This window comes from Acinetobacter sp. TTH0-4, assembly GCF_015602665.1.
In the GTDB taxonomy this organism is placed as follows: Bacteria; Pseudomonadota; Gammaproteobacteria; order Pseudomonadales; family Moraxellaceae; genus Acinetobacter; species Acinetobacter albensis.
This window is the reverse complement of sequence record NZ_CP059079.1, coordinates 1,490,589-1,510,973: the sequence shown is the minus strand read 5'-3', so window position 1 is coordinate 1,510,973 and position 20,385 is coordinate 1,490,589. Positions and strand designations below refer to the sequence as shown.

At 38.2% G+C, this 20,385-nt stretch carries 18 protein-coding genes; 4 read left to right on the top strand and 14 right to left on the bottom strand.

Features of this window, described 5'->3' with window-relative positions; translation table 11 throughout:
• Positions 1-47 precede the first annotated feature (47 nt).
• Together H0S58_RS06985 and H0S58_RS06980 are read right to left on the bottom strand one after the other, a co-directional pair.
• A complete protein-coding gene (locus tag H0S58_RS06985; protein ID WP_195726117.1) occupies positions 48-1,718 on the bottom strand; it encodes an FMN-binding glutamate synthase family protein in 1,671 nt (556 codons plus the stop codon).
• Positions 1,719-2,176: 458 nt separating this feature from the next.
• The gene (locus H0S58_RS06980; protein ID WP_092719291.1) at positions 2,177-3,175 is read right to left on the bottom strand and encodes a helix-turn-helix transcriptional regulator; all 999 of its coding nucleotides are present in this window, start codon (positions 3,173-3,175) and stop codon (positions 2,177-2,179) included.
• A 299-nt stretch (positions 3,176-3,474) separates the two neighbouring features.
• Here H0S58_RS06980 and H0S58_RS06975 point away from each other — a divergent pair, with 299 nt between their 5' ends.
• Genes H0S58_RS06975 through H0S58_RS06960 form a run of 4 tightly spaced genes read left to right on the top strand, consistent with a single transcriptional unit; the run spans position 3,475 to position 7,193 of the window.
• A complete protein-coding gene (locus tag H0S58_RS06975) occupies positions 3,475-5,028 on the top strand; it encodes a circularly permuted type 2 ATP-grasp protein (protein ID WP_195726116.1) in 1,554 nt (517 codons plus the stop codon).
• Between the two features lie 24 nt (positions 5,029-5,052).
• The gene (locus tag H0S58_RS06970; protein ID WP_195726115.1) at positions 5,053-5,655 is read left to right on the top strand and encodes an alpha-E domain-containing protein; all 603 of its coding nucleotides are present in this window, start codon (positions 5,053-5,055) and stop codon (positions 5,653-5,655) included.
• Positions 5,652-6,431, top strand: coding sequence for a transglutaminase family protein (locus H0S58_RS06965; RefSeq protein WP_195726114.1), 780 nt, complete (start codon positions 5,652-5,654; stop codon positions 6,429-6,431). Before H0S58_RS06970 ends, H0S58_RS06965 begins: the two co-directional genes overlap by 4 nt.
• Positions 6,432-6,458: 27 nt before the next feature.
• Positions 6,459-7,193 carry a proteasome-type protease gene (locus H0S58_RS06960; RefSeq protein ID WP_195726113.1) on the top strand — a complete coding sequence of 245 codons (735 nt, stop codon included), beginning with the start codon at positions 6,459-6,461 and terminating at the stop codon, positions 7,191-7,193.
• Positions 7,194-7,280: 87 nt separating this feature from the next.
• Here the strand turns inward: H0S58_RS06960 and alr are convergent, their stop codons facing one another.
• The 12 genes from alr to ppsA form a co-directional block, all read right to left on the bottom strand.
• Positions 7,281-8,348 carry an alanine racemase gene (gene alr, locus H0S58_RS06955; protein WP_195726112.1) on the bottom strand — a complete coding sequence of 356 codons (1,068 nt, stop codon included), beginning with the start codon at positions 8,346-8,348 and terminating at the stop codon, positions 7,281-7,283.
• A gap of 44 nt (positions 8,349-8,392) precedes the next feature.
• Positions 8,393-9,838, bottom strand: a complete 1,446-nt coding sequence (dnaB, locus tag H0S58_RS06950; RefSeq protein ID WP_053578022.1) for a replicative DNA helicase — start codon at positions 9,836-9,838, stop codon at positions 8,393-8,395.
• 250 nt (positions 9,839-10,088) lie between these two features.
• A complete protein-coding gene (rplI, locus tag H0S58_RS06945; protein WP_053578021.1) occupies positions 10,089-10,535 on the bottom strand; it encodes a 50S ribosomal protein L9 in 447 nt (148 codons plus the stop codon).
• A 9-nt stretch (positions 10,536-10,544) separates the two neighbouring features.
• The gene (gene rpsR, locus H0S58_RS06940) at positions 10,545-10,772 is read right to left on the bottom strand and encodes a 30S ribosomal protein S18 (protein WP_004648825.1); all 228 of its coding nucleotides are present in this window, start codon (positions 10,770-10,772) and stop codon (positions 10,545-10,547) included.
• 11 nt (positions 10,773-10,783) lie between these two features.
• Complete coding sequence (gene rpsF, locus H0S58_RS06935) at positions 10,784-11,170, bottom strand: 30S ribosomal protein S6 (protein WP_053578020.1); 387 nt, start codon at positions 11,168-11,170, stop codon at positions 10,784-10,786.
• Positions 11,171-11,810: 640 nt separating this feature from the next.
• On the bottom strand, positions 11,811-12,689 hold the full coding sequence (gene cyoE / locus H0S58_RS06930; protein WP_195726111.1) for a heme o synthase: 879 nt from the start codon (positions 12,687-12,689) through the stop codon (positions 11,811-11,813).
• Positions 12,690-12,699: 10 nt separating this feature from the next.
• Positions 12,700-13,026, bottom strand: a complete 327-nt coding sequence (locus H0S58_RS06925) for a cytochrome o ubiquinol oxidase subunit IV (protein ID WP_053578018.1) — start codon at positions 13,024-13,026, stop codon at positions 12,700-12,702.
• Positions 13,026-13,646: a cytochrome o ubiquinol oxidase subunit III gene (cyoC, locus tag H0S58_RS06920; RefSeq protein WP_092719054.1), complete on the bottom strand. Its 621-nt coding sequence runs from the start codon at positions 13,644-13,646 to the stop codon at positions 13,026-13,028. Before cyoC ends, H0S58_RS06925 begins: the two co-directional genes overlap by 1 nt.
• A 4-nt stretch (positions 13,647-13,650) precedes the next feature.
• On the bottom strand, positions 13,651-15,639 hold the full coding sequence (gene cyoB, locus H0S58_RS06915; RefSeq protein ID WP_195726110.1) for a cytochrome o ubiquinol oxidase subunit I: 1,989 nt from the start codon (positions 15,637-15,639) through the stop codon (positions 13,651-13,653).
• Between the two features lie 3 nt (positions 15,640-15,642).
• Positions 15,643-16,698, bottom strand: a complete 1,056-nt coding sequence (cyoA, locus tag H0S58_RS06910; RefSeq protein ID WP_195726109.1) for a ubiquinol oxidase subunit II — start codon at positions 16,696-16,698, stop codon at positions 15,643-15,645.
• 310 nt (positions 16,699-17,008) lie between these two features.
• Complete coding sequence (locus tag H0S58_RS06905) at positions 17,009-17,779, bottom strand: RDD family protein (protein ID WP_053578014.1); 771 nt, start codon at positions 17,777-17,779, stop codon at positions 17,009-17,011.
• 80 nt (positions 17,780-17,859) lie between these two features.
• Positions 17,860-20,238 (bottom strand): phosphoenolpyruvate synthase, encoded by a 2,379-nt coding sequence (ppsA, locus tag H0S58_RS06900; RefSeq protein ID WP_195726108.1) that lies wholly within the window; start codon positions 20,236-20,238, stop codon positions 17,860-17,862.
• Positions 20,239-20,385: the final 147 nt, after the last annotated feature.

Genomic DNA, 20,385 nt, shown 5'->3' with positions numbered 1-20,385 from the left:
TCCTTTTTGGAATTATTAAAACTAAGAATTTCAATTACAAGCAATTGTTAAAAATGCTCTGCATGCGCCAAACTCCACATCCGAAAGTAAAAATTTTCTTCGTCTTTATTTTCGCAGTTAAGCAATTCACCTTCTTTGAGCCAGAAATGTAATTGTGCATAGTTTTTAATTTCACGGTCATTAATCCGTTGTGCTAAATGATGTGCCTTAATATCGGCGGGGTGCTTAAGTCCTGCCGCTGCAATCATTTCAGATAAAGCATGTAAGGTATTTTTATGGAAATTTAACACCCGCACCGATTTTGTGGGAATATGCAGTGCTTTTTGACGGTCTATATCTTGAGTCGCAACACCGACAGGACACTGATTGGTATGACAGCTTTGCGCTTGAATACAGCCGACAGCAAACATAAAACCACGCGCTGAATTAACCCAATCTGCACCAATTGCCATCATACTGGCAATATCGAAAGCACTGATGATTTTACCGCTTGCTCCTATTTTAATTTGGTTGCGCAATCCTGCACCCACCAAGGTGTTATGTACAAATAACAACCCTTCACGTAACGGTGTGCCCATATGATCAATCAGTTCAATGGGTGCTGCACCAGTACCACCTTCAGAACCATCAACCACAATAAAGTCTGGGACAATTTTGGTTTCTAACATGGCTTTCACAATTGCCATAAATTGCCAAGGTTGCCCAATACACAGTTTAAAGCCAACGGGTTTTCCACCAGATAAATCACGGAGTTGTTGAATAAAGTGCATCATTTCAATTGGAGTGCTAAACGCAGAATGTTGAGAAGGTGAAACACAGTCCTGTTCGCGGCTAACTCCCCGAATTTGAGCAATCTCTTCAGAAATTTTATCTTTAGGTAAAATACCGCCATGCCCTGGTTTTGCACCTTGCGATAATTTAATTTCAATCATTTTAATTTGCGGTAAATTGGCTTGTTGAGTAAATTTTTCTGCGTCGAAATCACCCTTTAAAGTACGACAGCCAAAGTATCCACTTCCAAGTTCCCAAACAATATCTCCACCATTCTCCAGATGATAAGGGCTAATACTGCCTTCACCTGTGTCATGAAAAAAATTCCCCATACTTGCGCCTAAATTGAGTGCTCGAATGGCATTCGCACTTAAACTGCCAAAACTCATTGCAGAAATATTCATAATAGAGGCACTATAAGGCTGTTTACATTGATGATTTCCAATTTGAATACGAAATGTTTCTGGATTGGCAGGTTTGCAGGGAACAATTGAGTGAGTAATAAACCGATAATCTTGTTGATATACATCAATAATTGAACCAAAGGGCTTATCTGAATTTTCATTTTTTGCCCGTTGATAAACTAAACTACGTTGCATTCGTGAAAATGGCAGAGCATCTTGATCAGATTCAATAAAATATTGACGGATTTCTGGACGAAAATCTTCAAACATAAACCGAAAATGTCCCATAATCGGATAGTTTTTTAAAATAGAATGTTTATTTTGTAATACGTCATAGAGTCCCAAAAAGCTCAGTAAGCCTGAAATAAGCCAAAGGGAATTTAATAAAGTGTCTGAAATAAAATAGTAAATATAATGAGGGGCGTAATTAAATCGAAACCAAGTAATACTTAAAGCAATAAAAATAAAAGCAAACCATACTGAATTACGAGAAAAAAAAGTATTAAGCAGTTTATGTCTGACGGCTTGAACTGTACCTGGCATTCTTGGTTTTCCATAAATTTATGAATGACTTAAATGTGCCTAGTTTATAAATGATGTACAAGGTTTGATTTGTAAAGCACGATTATTTTTGAAGTTTGCCATATTAAACTTCAAGTAAAAGCAATCAGAATAAATGCTTAATAAAAATTAAGCTGACGAATTCAGATCTTATGATTTAATAAATTCGAATACTTCAATTATATTTAATTTATACAGGAAATAAGAGGAACAAGAATATGACGATGAAAGCAATTCGATTTAATCGTGGAGACCTTGCTTGCTAAAACTCCATGTTTTTTTCACCACGCATGACATCAAACGCGATCAGGTTTTAGGTCAATGGGGCGAATTCATAAAACTTGGTTTTTTTTAACAAAACTGCCATAACTAAAAATTAGACACAATTATAAATCTTCTAAAGTCCCATTTTTGGGACTTTTTCTTATAGGTTTTTTGTACTAATCCTTTATTTCACGCACTGCATGAAACACTTCAATGGGTTCAATGCGTTGGATTTTATGACCAAAACCTCTTAACCACCAGACCAGTTGTGAAGTAAAAGGAACAGTGGCAGTAATTTGTGCTAAACCATCTTCAATTTTTTCTATCGTTTGATCTTTACCCAATTGGCTCTCATCAAAATAATGCGCATCTTGTTCTGACATCGTGAGTTTTAGTTGGATATTCTCGGTCGGCTTATTGTAGTCTACTCTAAACCCGAGTGCGCCAGAATCTATATAAGCATCAATATCAAAGTTCACAGGATGCATGGCGCGTGAAGTTAAAACTGTGGCTGCCTTGAAACGATGTAAGGCAAAGGTTTGAATATCAGTCTTATCATGACGTGTACAAATTAAATAAATAATGGCTCCTTTTTGTACCAAAGCCAAAGGATTTAGAACATAGGTTTTTTCTTCACTTAAATGACTTCGTCGCTGATAAATACATTCCAGCTGCTTATCTTGCAGTAAGCCTTCATAAATCGCTTGTTGTGCCGATTTCTCAACGATAGGTGGAATTAAAGGTTGTGTCGCAGGAACGATTCGAACTCGATTAATCCATTGTCGAACATTATTTTGCGTAGACAAACTCCGCCGTGCTAAATCAAACCATGGATTCATTTCTTCAATCAGGCTAGGCGGGAGTAAATGCTTTAAGTGTTCTTCTACCATCATAAAGGTGACTGCTTGAGAGCTGGTCATATGCGGTAAACTTTGAATAGGCGCATCTGAACGCCAGCGCCAACCTTGTGGCACTGTCTTACTGCTTTCAATCGGAAAGCGTAGTGAAATCTGATTTAGATCACGTTGGATAGTCCGCAGACTAATATCAATCCCTTCACGCTGTAAAATTTCCTGTAATTCACGCGTGCCCATCCATTTTCCAGTAGAAAGGCGAGATAAAATTTGCCATTGACGATACAGGCTATTAGACGTTTCTTTTTCTTGTGAAGACATAACTGAATTTAAAAATGGAGTAGTTTGTTTATATCTGCATTGAATCATGAACACAATCGAAAATACCGAATTTTTTAGCCAGTCGTTTGTACACTCACAATCAAATTTAAAATTACTGCCTATATTTTGATACATGTTGGATCGAAAATACCATTGAATGTGTCGCTTAAGCGTGGATATATAAACAAATATAGGTAACTCATGCGTTGAAGTATGCACTTGCATCATATTATGAAAAATAAGCTTTAAATAGATGAGTTCATCATAGACAAAACTGATATTCAAATAATGAGGGTAGTATGCTTAAAGATGATCAAAATCCCCAAGCAATGCTCACACTTGAAAATTTTTCCAACTCTATTGGCGCGAGTGTGGTTTCTGTGTCTGCTCAGGCTAAGCAGGGCGCGAAAATGAATGAGGTCTTTCAACAGCTTCAATCAAAGTTTTTTAATGAATTGGTCGATGGATATACTAAACCGAATGATGCCTGTAAGAATATTGAAGACTGGTTAGCAAATCATACACTGGATGAATTGCAAAAATTAAATCAAATCGCTAAAGCACATTTTTTATATGAAGGTATTACATTTGCAGTCTATGGCGATGCTGAAGGAATCGAGAGAACAATTCCTTATGATTTAATCCCGAGAGTGATCGAGAAAAAACAATGGAATAAGGTCGCTTCAGGCTGTGTCCAACGGGTACGTGCCCTGAATGCTTTTCTACATGATATTTACCACCAACAAGACATATTAAAAGCCAAAATTATACCTGAGCTTCAAGTTTTGACTCATGAAGCATATCAACCGCATATGTATGCGCATAATCTAAAGGGTAATATTTATAGCCAAATTAGTGGAATTGATATTGTTCGTGATCAAAAAGGCGAATTTTATGTGCTCGAAGATAATTTAAGAACGCCATCGGGTGTGTCTTATATGCTTGAAAATCGTAAAATTAGTCAAAAATTAATGCCTGAGCTATGTCAAAGAAATAACATTTTAGGTATAGAACATTATCCTGCATTACTTAAAGAAATTTTGGAAGAAAATACTAATGTCGATCAGCCATTTATTGTGGTACTCACTCCTGGTCGTTTTAATAACGCTTACTACGAACATGCTTTCTTAGCAAGAGAAATGAGTGTGCCTTTAGTAACATCACGCGATCTTTTTGTGGAAAACGATAAGGTTTATGTCAAAACAATCCGTGGAAGGCAGCAGGTTGATGTAATTTATCGACGTGTAGATGATGCTTATTTAGATCCTTTATGCTTTAGACCAGATAGTCATTTGGGTGTGGCTGGCTTGATGTCGGCCTATTTACAACATAATGTTGTGATTGCAAATGCACCGGGTACAGGCGTTGCAGATGATAAATCAATTTATCCTTATGTGGATAAAATGATTGATTTTTACTTAGACGAACGCGCTATTTTAAGAAATGTACCCACTTATCAATGTCGAAATATACAAGATTTAAATTATGTATTGTCTAATTTGGCGCATTTGGTGGTCAAAGAAACACAAAGTTCGGGTGGTTATGGCATGTTGATTGGTCCACAAGCTTCAAAAAACCAAATTGCAGCATTTAAAGAAAAAATTCTGGCATCCCCCAACTTATATATTGCCCAGCCTACATTGGATTTATCGGTTTGTCCGACGATTACCGATTCTGGTTTAGCAGAACGTCATATTGATTTACGTCCTTTTGTTTTAAGTTCGCCTTATCGTACCGAAATTGTACCAGGTGAATTAACCAGAGTAGCGATGCAACAAAATTCTTTAGTCGTCAATTCTTCACAAGGTGGTGGAGTTAAAGACACATGGGTGATCGATAATCTTCATTCATAAAAATCTAAGCATGGGAATGAAAACGTGATTTTATTAAATCGTAATGCAGAACAGATTTTTTGGTTAGGACGATATTTAAATCGTATTGAATATTTATGTGATCAATTTCCATTTCAAAATAATGCGCAGGCACTGAAATACGCACATGCTTTTTGCTTACCTGCTTTTGATGCAGAATCCTTAAATGCTTTATTGCAAGATCCAGAGCAACCAGCATCCTTCAATCAACAATTTCAATCCAGTAAAAATAATATCCAAGATTTGCGCGGAGTTTTGTCTGCTCATGCCTATGCCGAACTTCATCAGCTAATTAAAAATGCACACGAAAACTTAGCCTATATTGGTGAAGTGGCCGTAGAATGCCATGAGGTTTTGGAAGCCGAAGCAGAAGATATTTTCTTATTCTTTAGTTTAGGGCAAAATATTGAACAACTTGATCGACAAATGCGTTTAAAACAACAACAAGCTCAGACTCTTAAAAACTTGGACCATACGATAGATTTATTGAACCAGATGGGATGGAACAAGCTAAACTATGCCTGGCATCAATTAAAATTATCGCCAGATAGTATCCATCTTTATCATTTCCATGATCATATGCAAACCGTATTTGAGGTGGATGTATGAAACTCATGATCAACCACCAAACGCACTATCAATATACCGATCTAGCATGTAATAGTATTCAGTATATTAAAATGACACCTACCTCCAATTTACATCAAAAAGTGTACAGCTGGGATGTCAGTGTACCGGGTCAGAAATGTACAAAATATGATGCGTTTAATAATATTTGGATTACCAGTTCGCAGCGCCAACCGTACCAGCAAATGACCATTATGGCGCAGGGAATAGTCGAGATAAATCATGATACTGTATATGGTGTAGAGAGTTTAATTAACCCAAATTTGTTTCTTCAACATACTGCAAATACTTTGTGCAATACTGAAATGAAGGAATTTTCCAAACGTCATGTGCCTTGTTTAACACGCAAATATTTAATCGTTTTATCAGAAGCTATATTAAATCATATTCCCTATGTTGCTGATCAAACCTCTGTGCTGTCATCCGCGATAGATGCTTTTCAGAATCAGCAGGGCGTGTGTCAAGATCATAGTCATGTCATGATTGCGATGTGTAAATATTTAGGTTTACCCGCGCGCTATGTGTCAGGATATTTGTTTGTACCCAATACTTCTCATCTGGCAAGTCATGCTTGGGCAGAGGTGTTTTTAGAAAATGCATGGTATTGTTTTGATACGAGCAATCAATTATTTAGCCCAAATTCACATATCTATGTGGCCATAGGTCGCGATTATTGGGATGTTGCACCGATAAGAGGTGTTAGAGAGCGTGGAGGTGTTGAGTCAATGCATTCTATCGTTCAAGTGCTGGCTTGCTAATGAGTTAAAAAGTCATAAGGAGTTGTCATGACTTATTGTTGTGCGCTACGTCTAAAAGATGGATTGGTATTTGTCAGTGACACGCGTACCAATGCGGGGGTTGATCACATTTCTGTATTTCGTAAACTTTATACATTTGGTGTGCAGGGTGAGCGATTTATTACTATTCAAACATCTGGGAATTTAGCGACAACACAGGCGGTGATTGGACATTTAAACAATCATTTAGAACTTAAACAAGAACCAAATTTGTATAGTGTAAATACTATGTTTGAAATGGCTGAGTTAATTGGCCAAACTTTAAGAAAAGTAATTGCTGACGTCACCACAGATATCAATGAGCATAGTAATTATTATTGTAGTCTTTTGCTGGGTGGGCAAATTCAAGGTGCAGATATGCAGCTATACAATATTTATCCCCAAGGTAATTGTATTAATGCCACTGAAGACACACCTTACTTTCAAATTGGTGAAAGTAAATATGGCAAGCCTATCTTAGACCGTGCGCTAAGCTATGAAATGCCCTTAGATGAAGCTGTACGTTGTTGTTTAATTTCTTTTGATTCTACTTTACGTTCTAATGTTTCAGTGGGTATGCCTTTGGATATGGTCATTTATAAAAAAGACTCTTTAGATATTCCACATGGTAAACGCATTTATCAAGAAGACCCTTATTTTCGACAGTTAAGTAAACAATGGTCAGATATTCTGCGTCGTGGCTTGCAAAGCTTGCCTATTCCAACAGATGATTATTTAGAATAAAACAGTAATCAAACGTAAAAATATATACTTTAAATGAATGAAAATTAATAAAACCCAAGTTATGCTTGGGTTTTATTAAATGTTGGATTACTTTCGCTTAGGTCGGGTTGTTAAACGACAAAGTAATTCATAACCAATCGTTCCATTTGCTTCTGCAACATCATCCACTAAGCGGTTTTTACCCCAGAGTTCTACCTCAGTTCCAATAGCAGTATTTAAGCCTGTAACATCAATCGCAATCATATCCATTGCAACACGCCCGATGACACGACAAGATTTGCCTTGAATGGCGACATAATTTTGTTTGAAAAATGCACGTGGATAACCATCACCGTAGCCAATAGAAACAATGGCTAAATCCATTTCTTTATCGGCTATAAATGTAGATCCATAACCCACCGATTCGCCAGTTTGAATATGATTAAACGCAATAACCTCAGCCGTAAGAGTCATTACAGGCTTTAAGTCGAGTGCATGCACCGATTTTTCTGCAAATGGCGAAGCGCCGTATAACATAATGCCTGGTCGAACAAAATCAAAATTCAGTTCTGGCCATTGATAAAGGGCAGCTGAATTACAGCATGAGGCTAGAATTGGGGAGCAAGCTTTTTTGACTTGTAAAAATTGATTGATCTGTTGTTGATTTAACGGATGATTTTCCACATCTGCATTAGCAAAATGCATAACTAAAACACAAGTAAAGCCTTCTGATTTAAGTGTGTTAATAACCTCAATAATTTCATTGATTTTAAAACCTAAGCGATTCATACCGCTGTTCAGTTTGACCCAAACTTTTAGCCGCTGATCAATATAAGCTTCTTTGTGAGTAAGAAGCCATTCAATTTGTTGCTGCTGATGAATGACGCATTCAATATTCTGATCAATGATAATCTGCATTTCATTTTCAGAGAAAACGCCTTCAATCAGGGTAATCATTTGTTGATAACCGAGATCACGAATTTCAAGTGCTTCTTCAAGGCAGGCGACACCAAAGGCATCGGTTTCACTCAAGGCTGCTAAACAGTCTTTGATTCCATGTCCGTAAGCATTGGCTTTCACCATACTGACGATTTTAGCGGTTGGTGCAAGTTGTTTGACACGGTTTAAATTATATTGCAGCGCTTCACTGTCAATATAAACTGTTGCTTGGCGCACCCTCGTTACTCCTTCAGGGTATATGAAAAAAATGATGAGAAATATTATTCGCCATCATCATACTGAGCATAAAACTCAGGGGATAAATTACTAAAACGTGTATATTGACCCTCAAAAGCCAGACGTACTGTACCAATAGGCCCATTACGTTGTTTGCCAATAATGATTTCAGCTGTACCTGCTTCTTTGGATTCTTTGTTATAGACTTCATCACGGTAAATAAACATGATCAAGTCAGCATCCTGCTCAATTGCACCAGATTCACGAAGATCTGACATAACAGGACGTTTATTGGGGCGATTTTCCAGTGATCGGTTTAACTGAGATAAGGCAATTACAGGACACATCATTTCTTTTGCAAGCGCTTTTAAGCTACGTGAAATTTCAGAAATCTCACCGACACGGTTATCACCCATGCCAGGAACTTTCATAAGCTGTAAATAATCGACCATAATACAGCCAATTTTGCCCCCATGCATTTTGGCAATACGACGCGCACGTGCACGTAATTCTGTTGGTGGTAATGCTGAAGAATCATCAATATAAAGATTTTTTTCTTGTAATTGTAAAATTGTACCCGTGACTTTAGACCATTCATCGCCATCGAGTTTACCCGAACGTAAATGACCTTGATGAACTTTACCATAGGCAGAAATCAAACGCATTGCGATTGAATCTGCCGGCATCTCCATAGAGAATACCAAGGCAGGCAAGTCACAGTTAAAGATGACACTTTCGACTAAATTCATGGCAAAAGTAGTTTTACCCATCGATGGACGTGCAGCAACAATGATGAGATCGCCAGCCTGCATGCCTGAGGTTTTGTTGTCCAGTTCCATAAAGCCAGAAGTCAAACCCGTAATACTGCCTTCCATTTGAGACAGCTCGTTTAACTTGTCAAAAACATCTGCAACAACGGCATTAATCGGTTTTGGGCCTTGCGCCTTTGCATTATTGTTATGTTGTTCTGCAATCGAGAAAATATTGGTTTCGGCTAAATCTAGAATTTCACTGACGCTACGACCTTTGGTGTCATAGGCATTTTGTAAAATTTCAGAGCTGACTTTAATCATGCTACGTAAGGTTGAAAATTCTTTAATTTTATTGGCATAAGTTTCTAAGTTATAAAAACTAGAAGGGGAATCTGCCATCAGTTGCATCAGATATTCTTCACCACCTACGGCCTCAAGCAGATTCTGTTTAATCAACCAGTCATTGACTAAGACCGCATCATAAGGCGAGTTTTCTTGGGTGAGTTTTTCAATGGCACGAAAGATGTATTTATGACGTGTGGCATAGAAATCATTTTCATTAAGAACATCACCCACTTGTTCAAAAGATTCAGCAACAGTCATCAGGGCTGCAAGTACAGCTTGCTCAATTGCTAAATTATGCGGTGGAGTACGAAAATCCTTTAATTGACTAGGTTCGTTTCCTTTATGATCTACTTTAGCTGAGTTAAGCGTGGCATTGGCAGTCGCCTGTGACATATAAAACCCTAATTAAAATGCAATAAATAAGTAATTTATAAAAATTGGAACGAAGAATAAATTTTCAATTGTTTCCGTATAAACAGATCATACGCGCTCTTACAAAAAATGCGAATCGAAAATTTCATTCATCTAAAAACAGCAACAAATAGGATAAATGATGAGTCAATAAGTGGAAATTTACTAGGAGGACAATTTTTAAAGATAAAAAAAGAGCATGCAAAAAGCATACTCTTTTTTTTGCAGAAAATTACTCAGATACGATAGTAACGAGAACTTCAGCAGTAACATCATGATGCAATTGAATTGCGATGTTAAATTCGCCAGTGTGACGAAGTGCACCGTTCGGTAAACGAACTTCAGCACGGTCAACAGTAAGGCCAGCACTTGTTAACGCATCAGCGATATCACGAGTACCGATTGAACCAAATAATTTACCTTCATCACCAGCTTTCGCTGTGATTGCGATATTTACTTCGTTCAGTTCGTCAGCACGTGCTTGAGCAGCAGCTAAAACATCAGCTTCAGCTTTTTCAAGTTCAGCGCGACGAGCTTCAAAAGCAGCAGTATTCGACTCAGTCGCTGCTACTGCTTGACCTTGAGGGATAAGGTAGTTGCGGCCGTAACCAGCTTTAACTGAAACTTTATCGCCTAATTTACCAAGGTTTTTAATGCGTTGTAATAAGATAATATCCACAGCTCAACCTCACTTATGATTGTCAGTGTAAGGGATCAAAGACAAGTAGCGAGCTTGTTTAATCGCAAGCGCTAATTGACGTTGGTAACGAGCTTTAGTACCTGTAATACGGCTAGGAACAATTTTGCCGTTTTCAGTGATGTACTGTTTTAGAGTATCGATATCTTTGTAGTCGATGTACGCAACTTTCTCAGCTGTAAAGCGGCAGAACTTGCGACGACGGTAAAAACGTGCCATTTATGTTCTCCTTATGCTTCAGCAGAGTCTTGAGATTGTTGTGCTTCTTCACGTTGTGCTTTACGCGCACGCTTTTCTTCAGCACTTTTAGCAAGCAATGATTCTTCAGTGATTGCGTTTTCACGACGAATAATAACATTACGAAGGATTGCATCGTTATAACGGAACAATTCTTCTAATTCATTTAGCGTAGTTTGACCACATTCAACATTCATTAAAATGTAGTGTGCTTTATGAATTTTGTTAATTGGGTAAGCCAATTGACGACGGCCCCAATCTTCTAAACGGTGAATTTGACCTTCAGCTTCTTTGATGTGAGTTAGGTAACGTTCTACCATACCCACAACTTGATCGCTTTGGTCTGGATGTACCAAAAGTACGATTTCGTAGTGACGCATTGTCAGCTCCTTACGGTTTATGCAGCCCCTAACTTTTGAAAAGTCAGAAGCAAGGAGTCACAACCAAGGTTGTGTCGCAAAATTGCGAAGCGTGAATTTTAGAGGTTTTAAGGGTAAATTACAAGAACAGTTTTCTGTAATACTTAAATTAAAAGCATCACATGAAAGACAATAAGACATGATAAATACTATTTTCTGATGAGAATAGTTAATCGCGATTAAGATTTTTCTAATTCTGCAGTTTACTCCCTTAAATAATGGCTGAAATATACTAACCAAACTTTTTGATAGGGTATTTAGAAAATGATAGACCTTGAGGGAGGAGTAGTGAACCTGAGATAGCTTGATTGGGGTGTCGTTAATAAGGGGAAGAACGTTAAAACTATGACAAGCTGTAATTTCGAATTCCAAATTGAGTACACTTTTCAGAGAATATTTCAGTAATCGTATGACTAAAGCTTGAGTAATTAAGTGTAGATAGGATGTAAAGATATAAAAAATGATATTCAGCATCTATTTATTTTAGACTTGGTTCGTAAAAGTAACTTTATCATTTTGGTTGTGTTGCGCGTAATGTGATTGTTATAGCGGAATTATTTTAGAAATGAAAAATAAAAAAGATAGAGCAGAACTCTATCTTTTAAAAAAGTATGATTGAATTTATAGGGGCTTGGGAGGTAAAACTAAAACATAAACTCACAAGAGTAATTAAAATGACAGAAAATAGGAAAAAACGTTTTGCCCATAATTGGTCATTTTCAGCTTTAAAACCAAGAATACCAATATAAAACCAATAAATACATAACGCATTTAGAATCACAAGGTAAAGCCAATTTGTATAACCATATACATAGAGAGCATTCATCGAGATCGTAAATAAAACCACATAAATCAGTGATTCAATTTTAGTGCGCAAAATAGAACGTGCTACAGGAAGAATTGGAATACCTGCATTTTTGTAGTCATCAAAACGATAAACTGCAATTGCCCATGAATGTGGCATTTGCCAAAGTGCATAACCAATAAAAAGAAGTAAGGCAGCTAAGTCAAAACCATTTACAACAGCGGTATAACCTATTACTGGTGGACTAGCACCAGAAATACTTCCAATAACCGTTTGATGAATAGTGGTGCGTTTTGTCCAGAGGCTATAAAACACCACATAGAACACAAAACCAATCACCGCAAATAAAAAAGCGTACGCATTTACCCAAAACCATAAAATACTAAAACCGATTGCACCCAATACAAAAGCATAAGCTAAAGCGATTGGTACAGAGATAGTTTTTTTAACTAGAGCACGATTTTGTGTGCGCTGCATTTTGTGGTCGATGTCTTGATCAATAACATTATTGATCACACAACCAGAGGCCACAACCAGAGTTGTACCCAGCAGGGTAATAAGCAATAAAAGGAAATCTACAGAACCTTGAGCGGCTAAGAAAAAGCCGCCCAAAGTGGTAACGAAGTTACCAAAGAGAATTCCTGGTTTAGTCAGGAATAAATACTTTTTTAGCATGATGATCAGTTTAGATCATCATGTTGTAGTGAAGGTAATTCATGATCCATACGGAACCAATCAAAAGCACAGCAATACAAAGCACAGTATAGATAAACGCAATTACATTCCAACGTTGTTCAGATGATGAGTTCATGTGTAAGAAGAACATGAGCTGTACCAAAACCTGAACAACTGCAGTAATCGCAATCACAGTAATCAAAAGACCACGTCCAAAGCCACCGCTCATGACCATTCCAAAAGGAATGATCGTGAGAATAACTGAAAGGATAAAGCCAATCGTATACTGTTTAACGTTACCGTGTGCCGCACCAGCAGAGTTATGATCGTGACTCATTAGAGAACTCCCATCAAATAAACGACGCTGAATACACAGATCCAAACGATGTCTAGGAAGTGCCAGAATAAGCTTAAGCAAGCAAGACGACGAGTATTTGGAAGAGTCAAACCATTTTTCTTGATTTGAAACATCAAAATGATCATCCATATCAAGCCTGAAGTCACGTGGATACCGTGCGTACCTACCAAAGTAAAGAACGCAGATAAGAATGCACTGTGACTTGGGCCATGACCTGCATGAACTAAATGATTAAACTCATAAAGTTCCATACCAATAAAGGCAGCACCAAATAACCAAGTAATTGCTAACCAAGTTAAAACTTGGTTTACATTTTTCTTGTATGAAGCAAGTACAGCAAAACCAAATGTCACAGAAGAGATAAGTAGTGCAAAGGTTTCAGTTAATACGAAACCGAGTGAATCACCAAAAAGCTCTTTTGCACTTGGCGTGCCTACAGGAATGTGACTGCTTAATACAGCGAACGCAATGAAGAGTGTCCCGAATAGGATCAAGTCACTCATCAAGTAAGTCCAGAAACCAAAGACAGTGATGTCAGTATCATCGTGATGATGATGCTCATCATGGTCATGGTTGTCGTGATGAAGTACTTCAGCCATTGTCTTAGTCCTTCTTCAAGTGTTTTTCAAGAATCGCATAGCGTTCGTTTTCAATACGCTCTACTTCAGCAGCAGGCACATAGTAATCCACTTTTTTAGTGAATGAACTTACGATAAACGAAACGATAGCACCAATGAATCCAATCACTGCTAACCACCAAATGTGCCAGATTAAAGCAAAGCCCATAAGTGTAATGAACATTGCAATGATAAAACCAGCAGCACGATTGGTCGGCATATGAATATCTTCATACTGAGTCGGTTTGGAATAGGCAATACCGTTTTCTTTGTCTGTCCAGAAGGTATCAATACCATTGATCTTTGGAAGATGAGCAAAGTTATAAAACGGAGCAGGTGAAGAAGTCGCCCATTCTAATGTACGGCCATCCCAAGGATCGCCAGTCAAATCAAGGTTATCATTACGTTGTAAGAAACCAACAATGATTTGCATTAAGAAACAAGCAATACCAATTGCAACAAGTACGGCACCAAACAGCGCGATAGCAACATATGGATCCCACTCTGGATTGTCATATGTATTCAAACGACGTGTCATACCCATGAAGCCAAGGATATAAAGTGGCATGAATGCAAAATAGAAACCGAAGAACCAGAACCAGAAAGATGCTTTGCCCCAAGCTTCATTGAGTCTCCAGCCAAACATTTTTGGCCAGTAGAAAATGATCGCTGCGAACATACCAAATACAACACCACCAATAATAACATTATGGAAGTGAGCAATCAAAAATAACGAGTTATGTACTAAGAAGTCCGCTGGTGGAACTGCCATTAATACGCCCGTTAAACCACCAATACCAAAAGTCACGAGGAAACCCAGTGTCCAAAGCATAGGGGTAGTAAAGGTAATGCGACCCTTGTACATGGTGAATAACCAAGAGAAGATTTTCACACCAGTCGGAATTGCAATAACCATGGTCATGATACCGAAGAACGCGTTAACGTTGGCACCAGCACCCATGGTAAAGAAGTGGTGAACCCATACAACGAAAGACAATACTGTGATTGCTACAGTTGCATACACCATTGATTTGTAACCAAACAATGCTTTGCGAGAGAAAGTTGATACAACTTCTGAGTAAATACCGAATGCAGGTAATACCAAGATGTAAACTTCCGGGTGACCCCAAGTCCAAATCAAGTTTACATACAACATCGGGCTACCACCCAAGTCATTTGTAAAGAAGTGGAAATCAAAATAGCGGTCAAGCGTTAGCATCGCAATTGTTGCAGTCAATACTGGGAATGATGCAATGATCAATACAGCCGTACATAAAGCTGTCCAAGTAAAGATCGGCATATCCATTAATGTCATGCCAGGTGCGCGCATTTTAATGATGGTAACAAAGAAGTTAACACCGGTTAAAAGCGTACCCAAACCTGAAATTTGCAGTGCCCAGATATAGTAATCAACACCTACGCCCGGAGAATATTCAATGCCTGATAGTGGAGGATAAGCCATCCAGCCAGTTGCAGCGAATTCACCTAGTGCAAGAGAAGCCATCATCAGACCCGCAGCGCCGGCAAATAACCAGAAGCTTAGAGAGTTCAATAATGGGAAGGCAACGTCACGAGCACCAATCTGTAATGGTACAGAGATGTTCATTAAGCCGACTACAAGACCCATCGCTACGAAGAAGATCATGATTACGCCATGGGCAGTAAAGATCTGGTCGTAATGTTCAGGGTGTAAATAACCTTCACCACCACCTCGAGCGAGGAACTGCTGAAGACGCATCATGATTGCATCTGCGAAGCCACGAAGTAGCATAATCACAGAAATGAAAATATACATGATACCAATTTTTTTATGGTCTACAGAAGTGAACCATTCAGTCCACAAGTAGTTCCATTTTTTAAAGTAGGTAATCCCTGCAACGACTGCAAGGCCACCTAGGATCATCATTGCAACAGTAGCCAACACGATTGGATCGTGTGGAATTGAATCTGGTCCTAACTTACCTAAGAAGCTCATGTTTTATTCCTCTCCAGAAGCAGTCGCATGTTCAACATTTTCATGAGCGGCATTCGCATGTCCTGCAGCAGGAGCTGAATGATCAGCACCATGGTAGTTACTCATGTATTTGTTAATCACAGATTCGAACAATTTTGGCTCAACTGAAGAATAATAAGTCACTGGATGTGGCTTAGTTGGATAAGGCGTTAATGCTTCTGCAGCAGCCTTTTCTTCTGGCGTTTCCGCATTGGCTATCATTGCTTCAATCTGATGAGTTGAACGATTACCGTCACGTAAGGTTGCAAATTCAGTTTGGTCTAAAATACCTTTTTGAATTGCTTCAGGGTTAACTGAAATGCCATTACCTGTCTTCACTGATTCTACCCAATTGGCAAACTGAGCTTCAGTCACAGAATGCGCTTTAAAATGCATTTGTGAGAAACCATAACCAGAATAGTTTGATGAAAAACCACGGAATACACCTGTTTCATCAGCCAACATATTCAAGTGAGTTTGCATGCCTGCCATAGCGTAGATTTGACCAGATAAAGCAGGAATGAAGAACGAATTCATTGTGAAGTTAGATGTTATACGTAAACTCAAAGGCGTTTTCTCAGGGAAACGGAGTTCGTTAACAGTCGCAATGTTTTGTTCTGGATAGATAAACACCCATTTAAATTGTTCAGCAATAACTTGAACAGTTAAAGGTGCCTTATCAGATTCGAGCGGACGGTAAGGGTCATACTTGTGGGAACCCCACCAAGTTAACCAAGCTAGAATACCAATAATAATGACGGGAATACCCCAAACTATAATTTCAATAGTCGTAGAGTGTACCCAAGTAGGTTTGTATTCTGCATCTTTATTCGACGCGCGATATTTCCAACCAAACCACAATGCCATAATAACTGATGGAATAACCACCAAAAGCATTAGATAGATCGCAATCATCATCAGGTTACTTTGACCTTCAGCAACTGGACCTTTTGAGTTTAGAAGTACCATATCACCGCCACACCCAGTCAAGAGTGCAGCCATCGCAGATAAAGACAATACAGCTAAAAACGTTTGTCTCATTTTACAACCTCGGTGAAGAGTCCCATTCCCTAATTTAATATGGGATAGCGATTAAAGTGCCACATGATTAGAAATTTATTAATACTTATAAAGTTAAGTATGGCAAATATTTTCTAATCATACGACACCGCTACGTTGTAGGGCATTATGCCTCATATTGTTTAACTAAGCTATATTTAAAATGCCTTAAATGCCTGTTATAAAAACTGATTTTTTAGTCGGAATTAAATTTTACTATAACTATTTCATTTTAATATCAATATTCTGAAAAAAAAAGGAAGGTAAAAACCTTCCTGTTCTTATCGTTTAATTATTGTTTAATCACTTTGGTTTTTACCAGTTTATCATGTAAAGTTTGGCGTTTTTCGCTAAGTGCAAATGCATGATCTAGTATGGTAATGAATGGCATAAACAATAAATTTAAGATAATAAAGATAAAACTACGCAATGTAAAAGCACGCATCAAACTGACTTTTTCACCACTTTCTACATCTACAATCTTAATTTTAGTCAATTTTTTACCAATACTTTGACCTGATTTTGCCAATAAAAAAGCCTGAATACCTAACATGATAATGATGTAGATAAACATCGCTTGCCATGCTTCAGCTGGAATAAGGGTAAACAGTTGCTGTTGTAATTGGATGGCTTGAGTAGAAGTATCCGCAGACTGCATTTTTTGTTGGATGTCAGAAAGCTGGTTAAATTGCTCGGGTTTTAGAAAAAAAGATGGAATGGCTGCTGCTGGCAACCAGAGGAGTAAATCAATAATTTTGGCTAAAAAACGCGTACCGATAGAGGCAAGTTCTGTATTCTGTACTGCTTTTTTTTCAACCTGTATTTTTTGAAAATGGTTGTTTTGAATAGGTGTTTGTTCAGGAAAAGGTGCAGGTGCTGTATAGCCTAAAGGCTCATATGCAAGTTTTCCTTGGGTTAATTCACCTAAAGCTTTCCATTCACTCATCCCTTGATGCCAGACTAGATCAGTAAGTAAAACTTGCTGACTCGCGAGCATTTGATTGAGTTGCTCTAATGTATATGGTCCAGCTTGTTGATTATTACGAGCCAAGTAAATTTGCATAAAATTAAATTCTCAAAACTAAAATTTAAAAAGTAGGTAAAAAAAAGACCCACGAATGGGGTCTTTTTTAACATGTTTTATTACGCTTGTTTAGTCTTTTCTTCAGACAAGAAGAACCAAGTATCTAAAACAGAGTCAGGATTTAATGAAACAGATTCGATACCTTGTTCCATTAACCATTGCGCAAGATCAGGATGATCGGATGGACCTTGACCACAAATACCGACATATTTACCTGCTTTTCGGCAAGCGTGAATAGCCATCGAAAGTAAAGCTTTCACCGCAGGATCACGCTCATCAAATAAGTGTGAAACAATGCCAGAGTCACGGTCAAGACCTAAAGTCAATTGAGTTAAATCATTTGAGCCAATAGAGAAGCCATCAAAATGTTCAAGGAACTGTTCAGCCAATAATGCATTGGTAGGTAATTCACACATCATGATGACTTTAAGACCATTCTCGCCACGTTTAAGACCATTTTGTGCCAATAACTCAATGACACGTTTTGCTTCTGCAACAGTACGAACAAAAGGAATCATGATTTGAATATTGGTTAAACCCATTTCATCACGTGCTTTTTTCAGGGCACGGCACTCAAGTTCAAAACAGTCACGGAAGTTATCAGAAACATAACGGCTTGCACCGCGGAAACCCAACATTGGATTTTCTTCTTCTGGTTCGTATAACTTACCACCAATAAGGTTGGCATATTCGTTTGACTTAAAGTCAGACATACGCACAATCACAGGTTTATCAGCAAAAGCAGCCGCAAGCGTTGAAATACCTTCTACTAATTTCTCAACATAAAATTCGATAGGAGAGCTGTAACCTGCAGTGCGTGTAAGAACAGCAGCGCGTGTTTCTCGCGGTAAACTATCAATATTTAATAATGCTTTTGGATGAACACCAATCATACGATTAATAATAAACTCTAAGCGTGCAAGCCCAATTCCTTCATTTGGAATAGTGGCGAAATCGAAGGCACGGTCAGGATTACCGACGTTCATCATAATTTTGAAGGGTAGTTTAGGCATAGATTCAATCGAGTTACGTTGGATTTCGAAATCCAAGGCACCTTCATAGATAAAGCCTGTGTCACCTTCAGCACAAGATGCGGTCACTTCTTGACCATCTACAAGTACTTCTGTTGCATTACCGCAACCCACAATTGCTGGTACACCAAGTTCACGAGCAATAATAGCAGCATGACATGTACGACCACCACGATTAGTGACAATCGCAGCGGCACGTTTCATTACAGGTTCCCAGTCTGGGTCGGTCATGTCTGAGACAAGAACATCACCAGCTTGAACTTTATCCATTTCTTTGATCGAAGTGACAATACGTACTCGACCTGAACCAATACGTTGGCCAATTGAACGACCTTCACAAATAACTGTACCTTTTTGTTTTAGTAAGTAACGCTCCATAGTACCGACATTTTCACGGCTTTTAACTGTTTCTGGGCGCGCTTGAACAATATAAATTTGACCGTCATCGCCATCTTTCGCCCATTCAATATCCATTGGAGAACCATAATGGTTTTCAATGATTAAGGCTTGTTTCGCCAGTTCTTGCAGTTCATGATCATTCAATGCGAACTGTTGACGATCAACTTTTTCAACATCAACGATTGAAACAGATTTTCCAGCAGATGCTTCTTCAGCATAAATCATTTTTTGGTGTTTAGAACCTAAATTACGGCGCAGAATAGAATGTTTGCCTGCATTTAATAAAGGTTTAGATAGATAAAATTCATCAGGATTTACAGCCCCTTGAACGACCATTTCACCCAAACCATAAGATGCTGTAATAAATACAACATCACGGAAGCCTGATTCAGTGTCCAGTGTAAACATAACACCAGCAGCACCTGTTTCAGAGCGTACCATGCGCTGTACACCTGCAGACAATGCGACAACTTCGTGTTTGAAATTTTGGTGTACACGGTAAGCAATAGCACGGTCATTATAAAGTGAAGCAAACACTTCTTTGATTGCGATTAATACATTTTCGATGCCGCGAATATTTAAGAAAGTTTCTTGTTGACCAGCAAAAGAAGCATCAGGTAAATCTTCTGCAGTCGCGGAGGAACGAACAGCAACGGCAATGTCAGCATTTTCGGCAGATAGTTCAGCAAAAGCAGTACGTACTTCTTTTTCAAGTGCTGCTGTAAGCGGAGTATCTACAATCCATTGGCGAATTTTAGCACCCGTTTCTGCCAAAGCATTAACGTCATCCACATTTAAAGTTGATAATTCTGTTTGAATTTTAGCGTTTAGGCCACTTTGTTCGAGAAACTCACGATAAGCATCTGCTGTAGTTGCGAAGCCTCCTGGCACTGATACGCCAGCATTGGATAAGTGGCTGATCATTTCCCCTAAAGATGAGTTTTTCCCACCTACAAGTTCAACGTCGTGTTTCCCTAATTTTTCTAGACCAATTACGCGCGCTTCCAATGTTGTTACTCCACTTTTTGCAGTATTAATCACTATCTTTTTGGCATGAAATTATAACAAATTTACTCAGCATTTTGATTTTACTAAGCAAAAGTTATATAAGATCAGTTTACTATAATGATTATATAGCACTTAGACAAATATTTA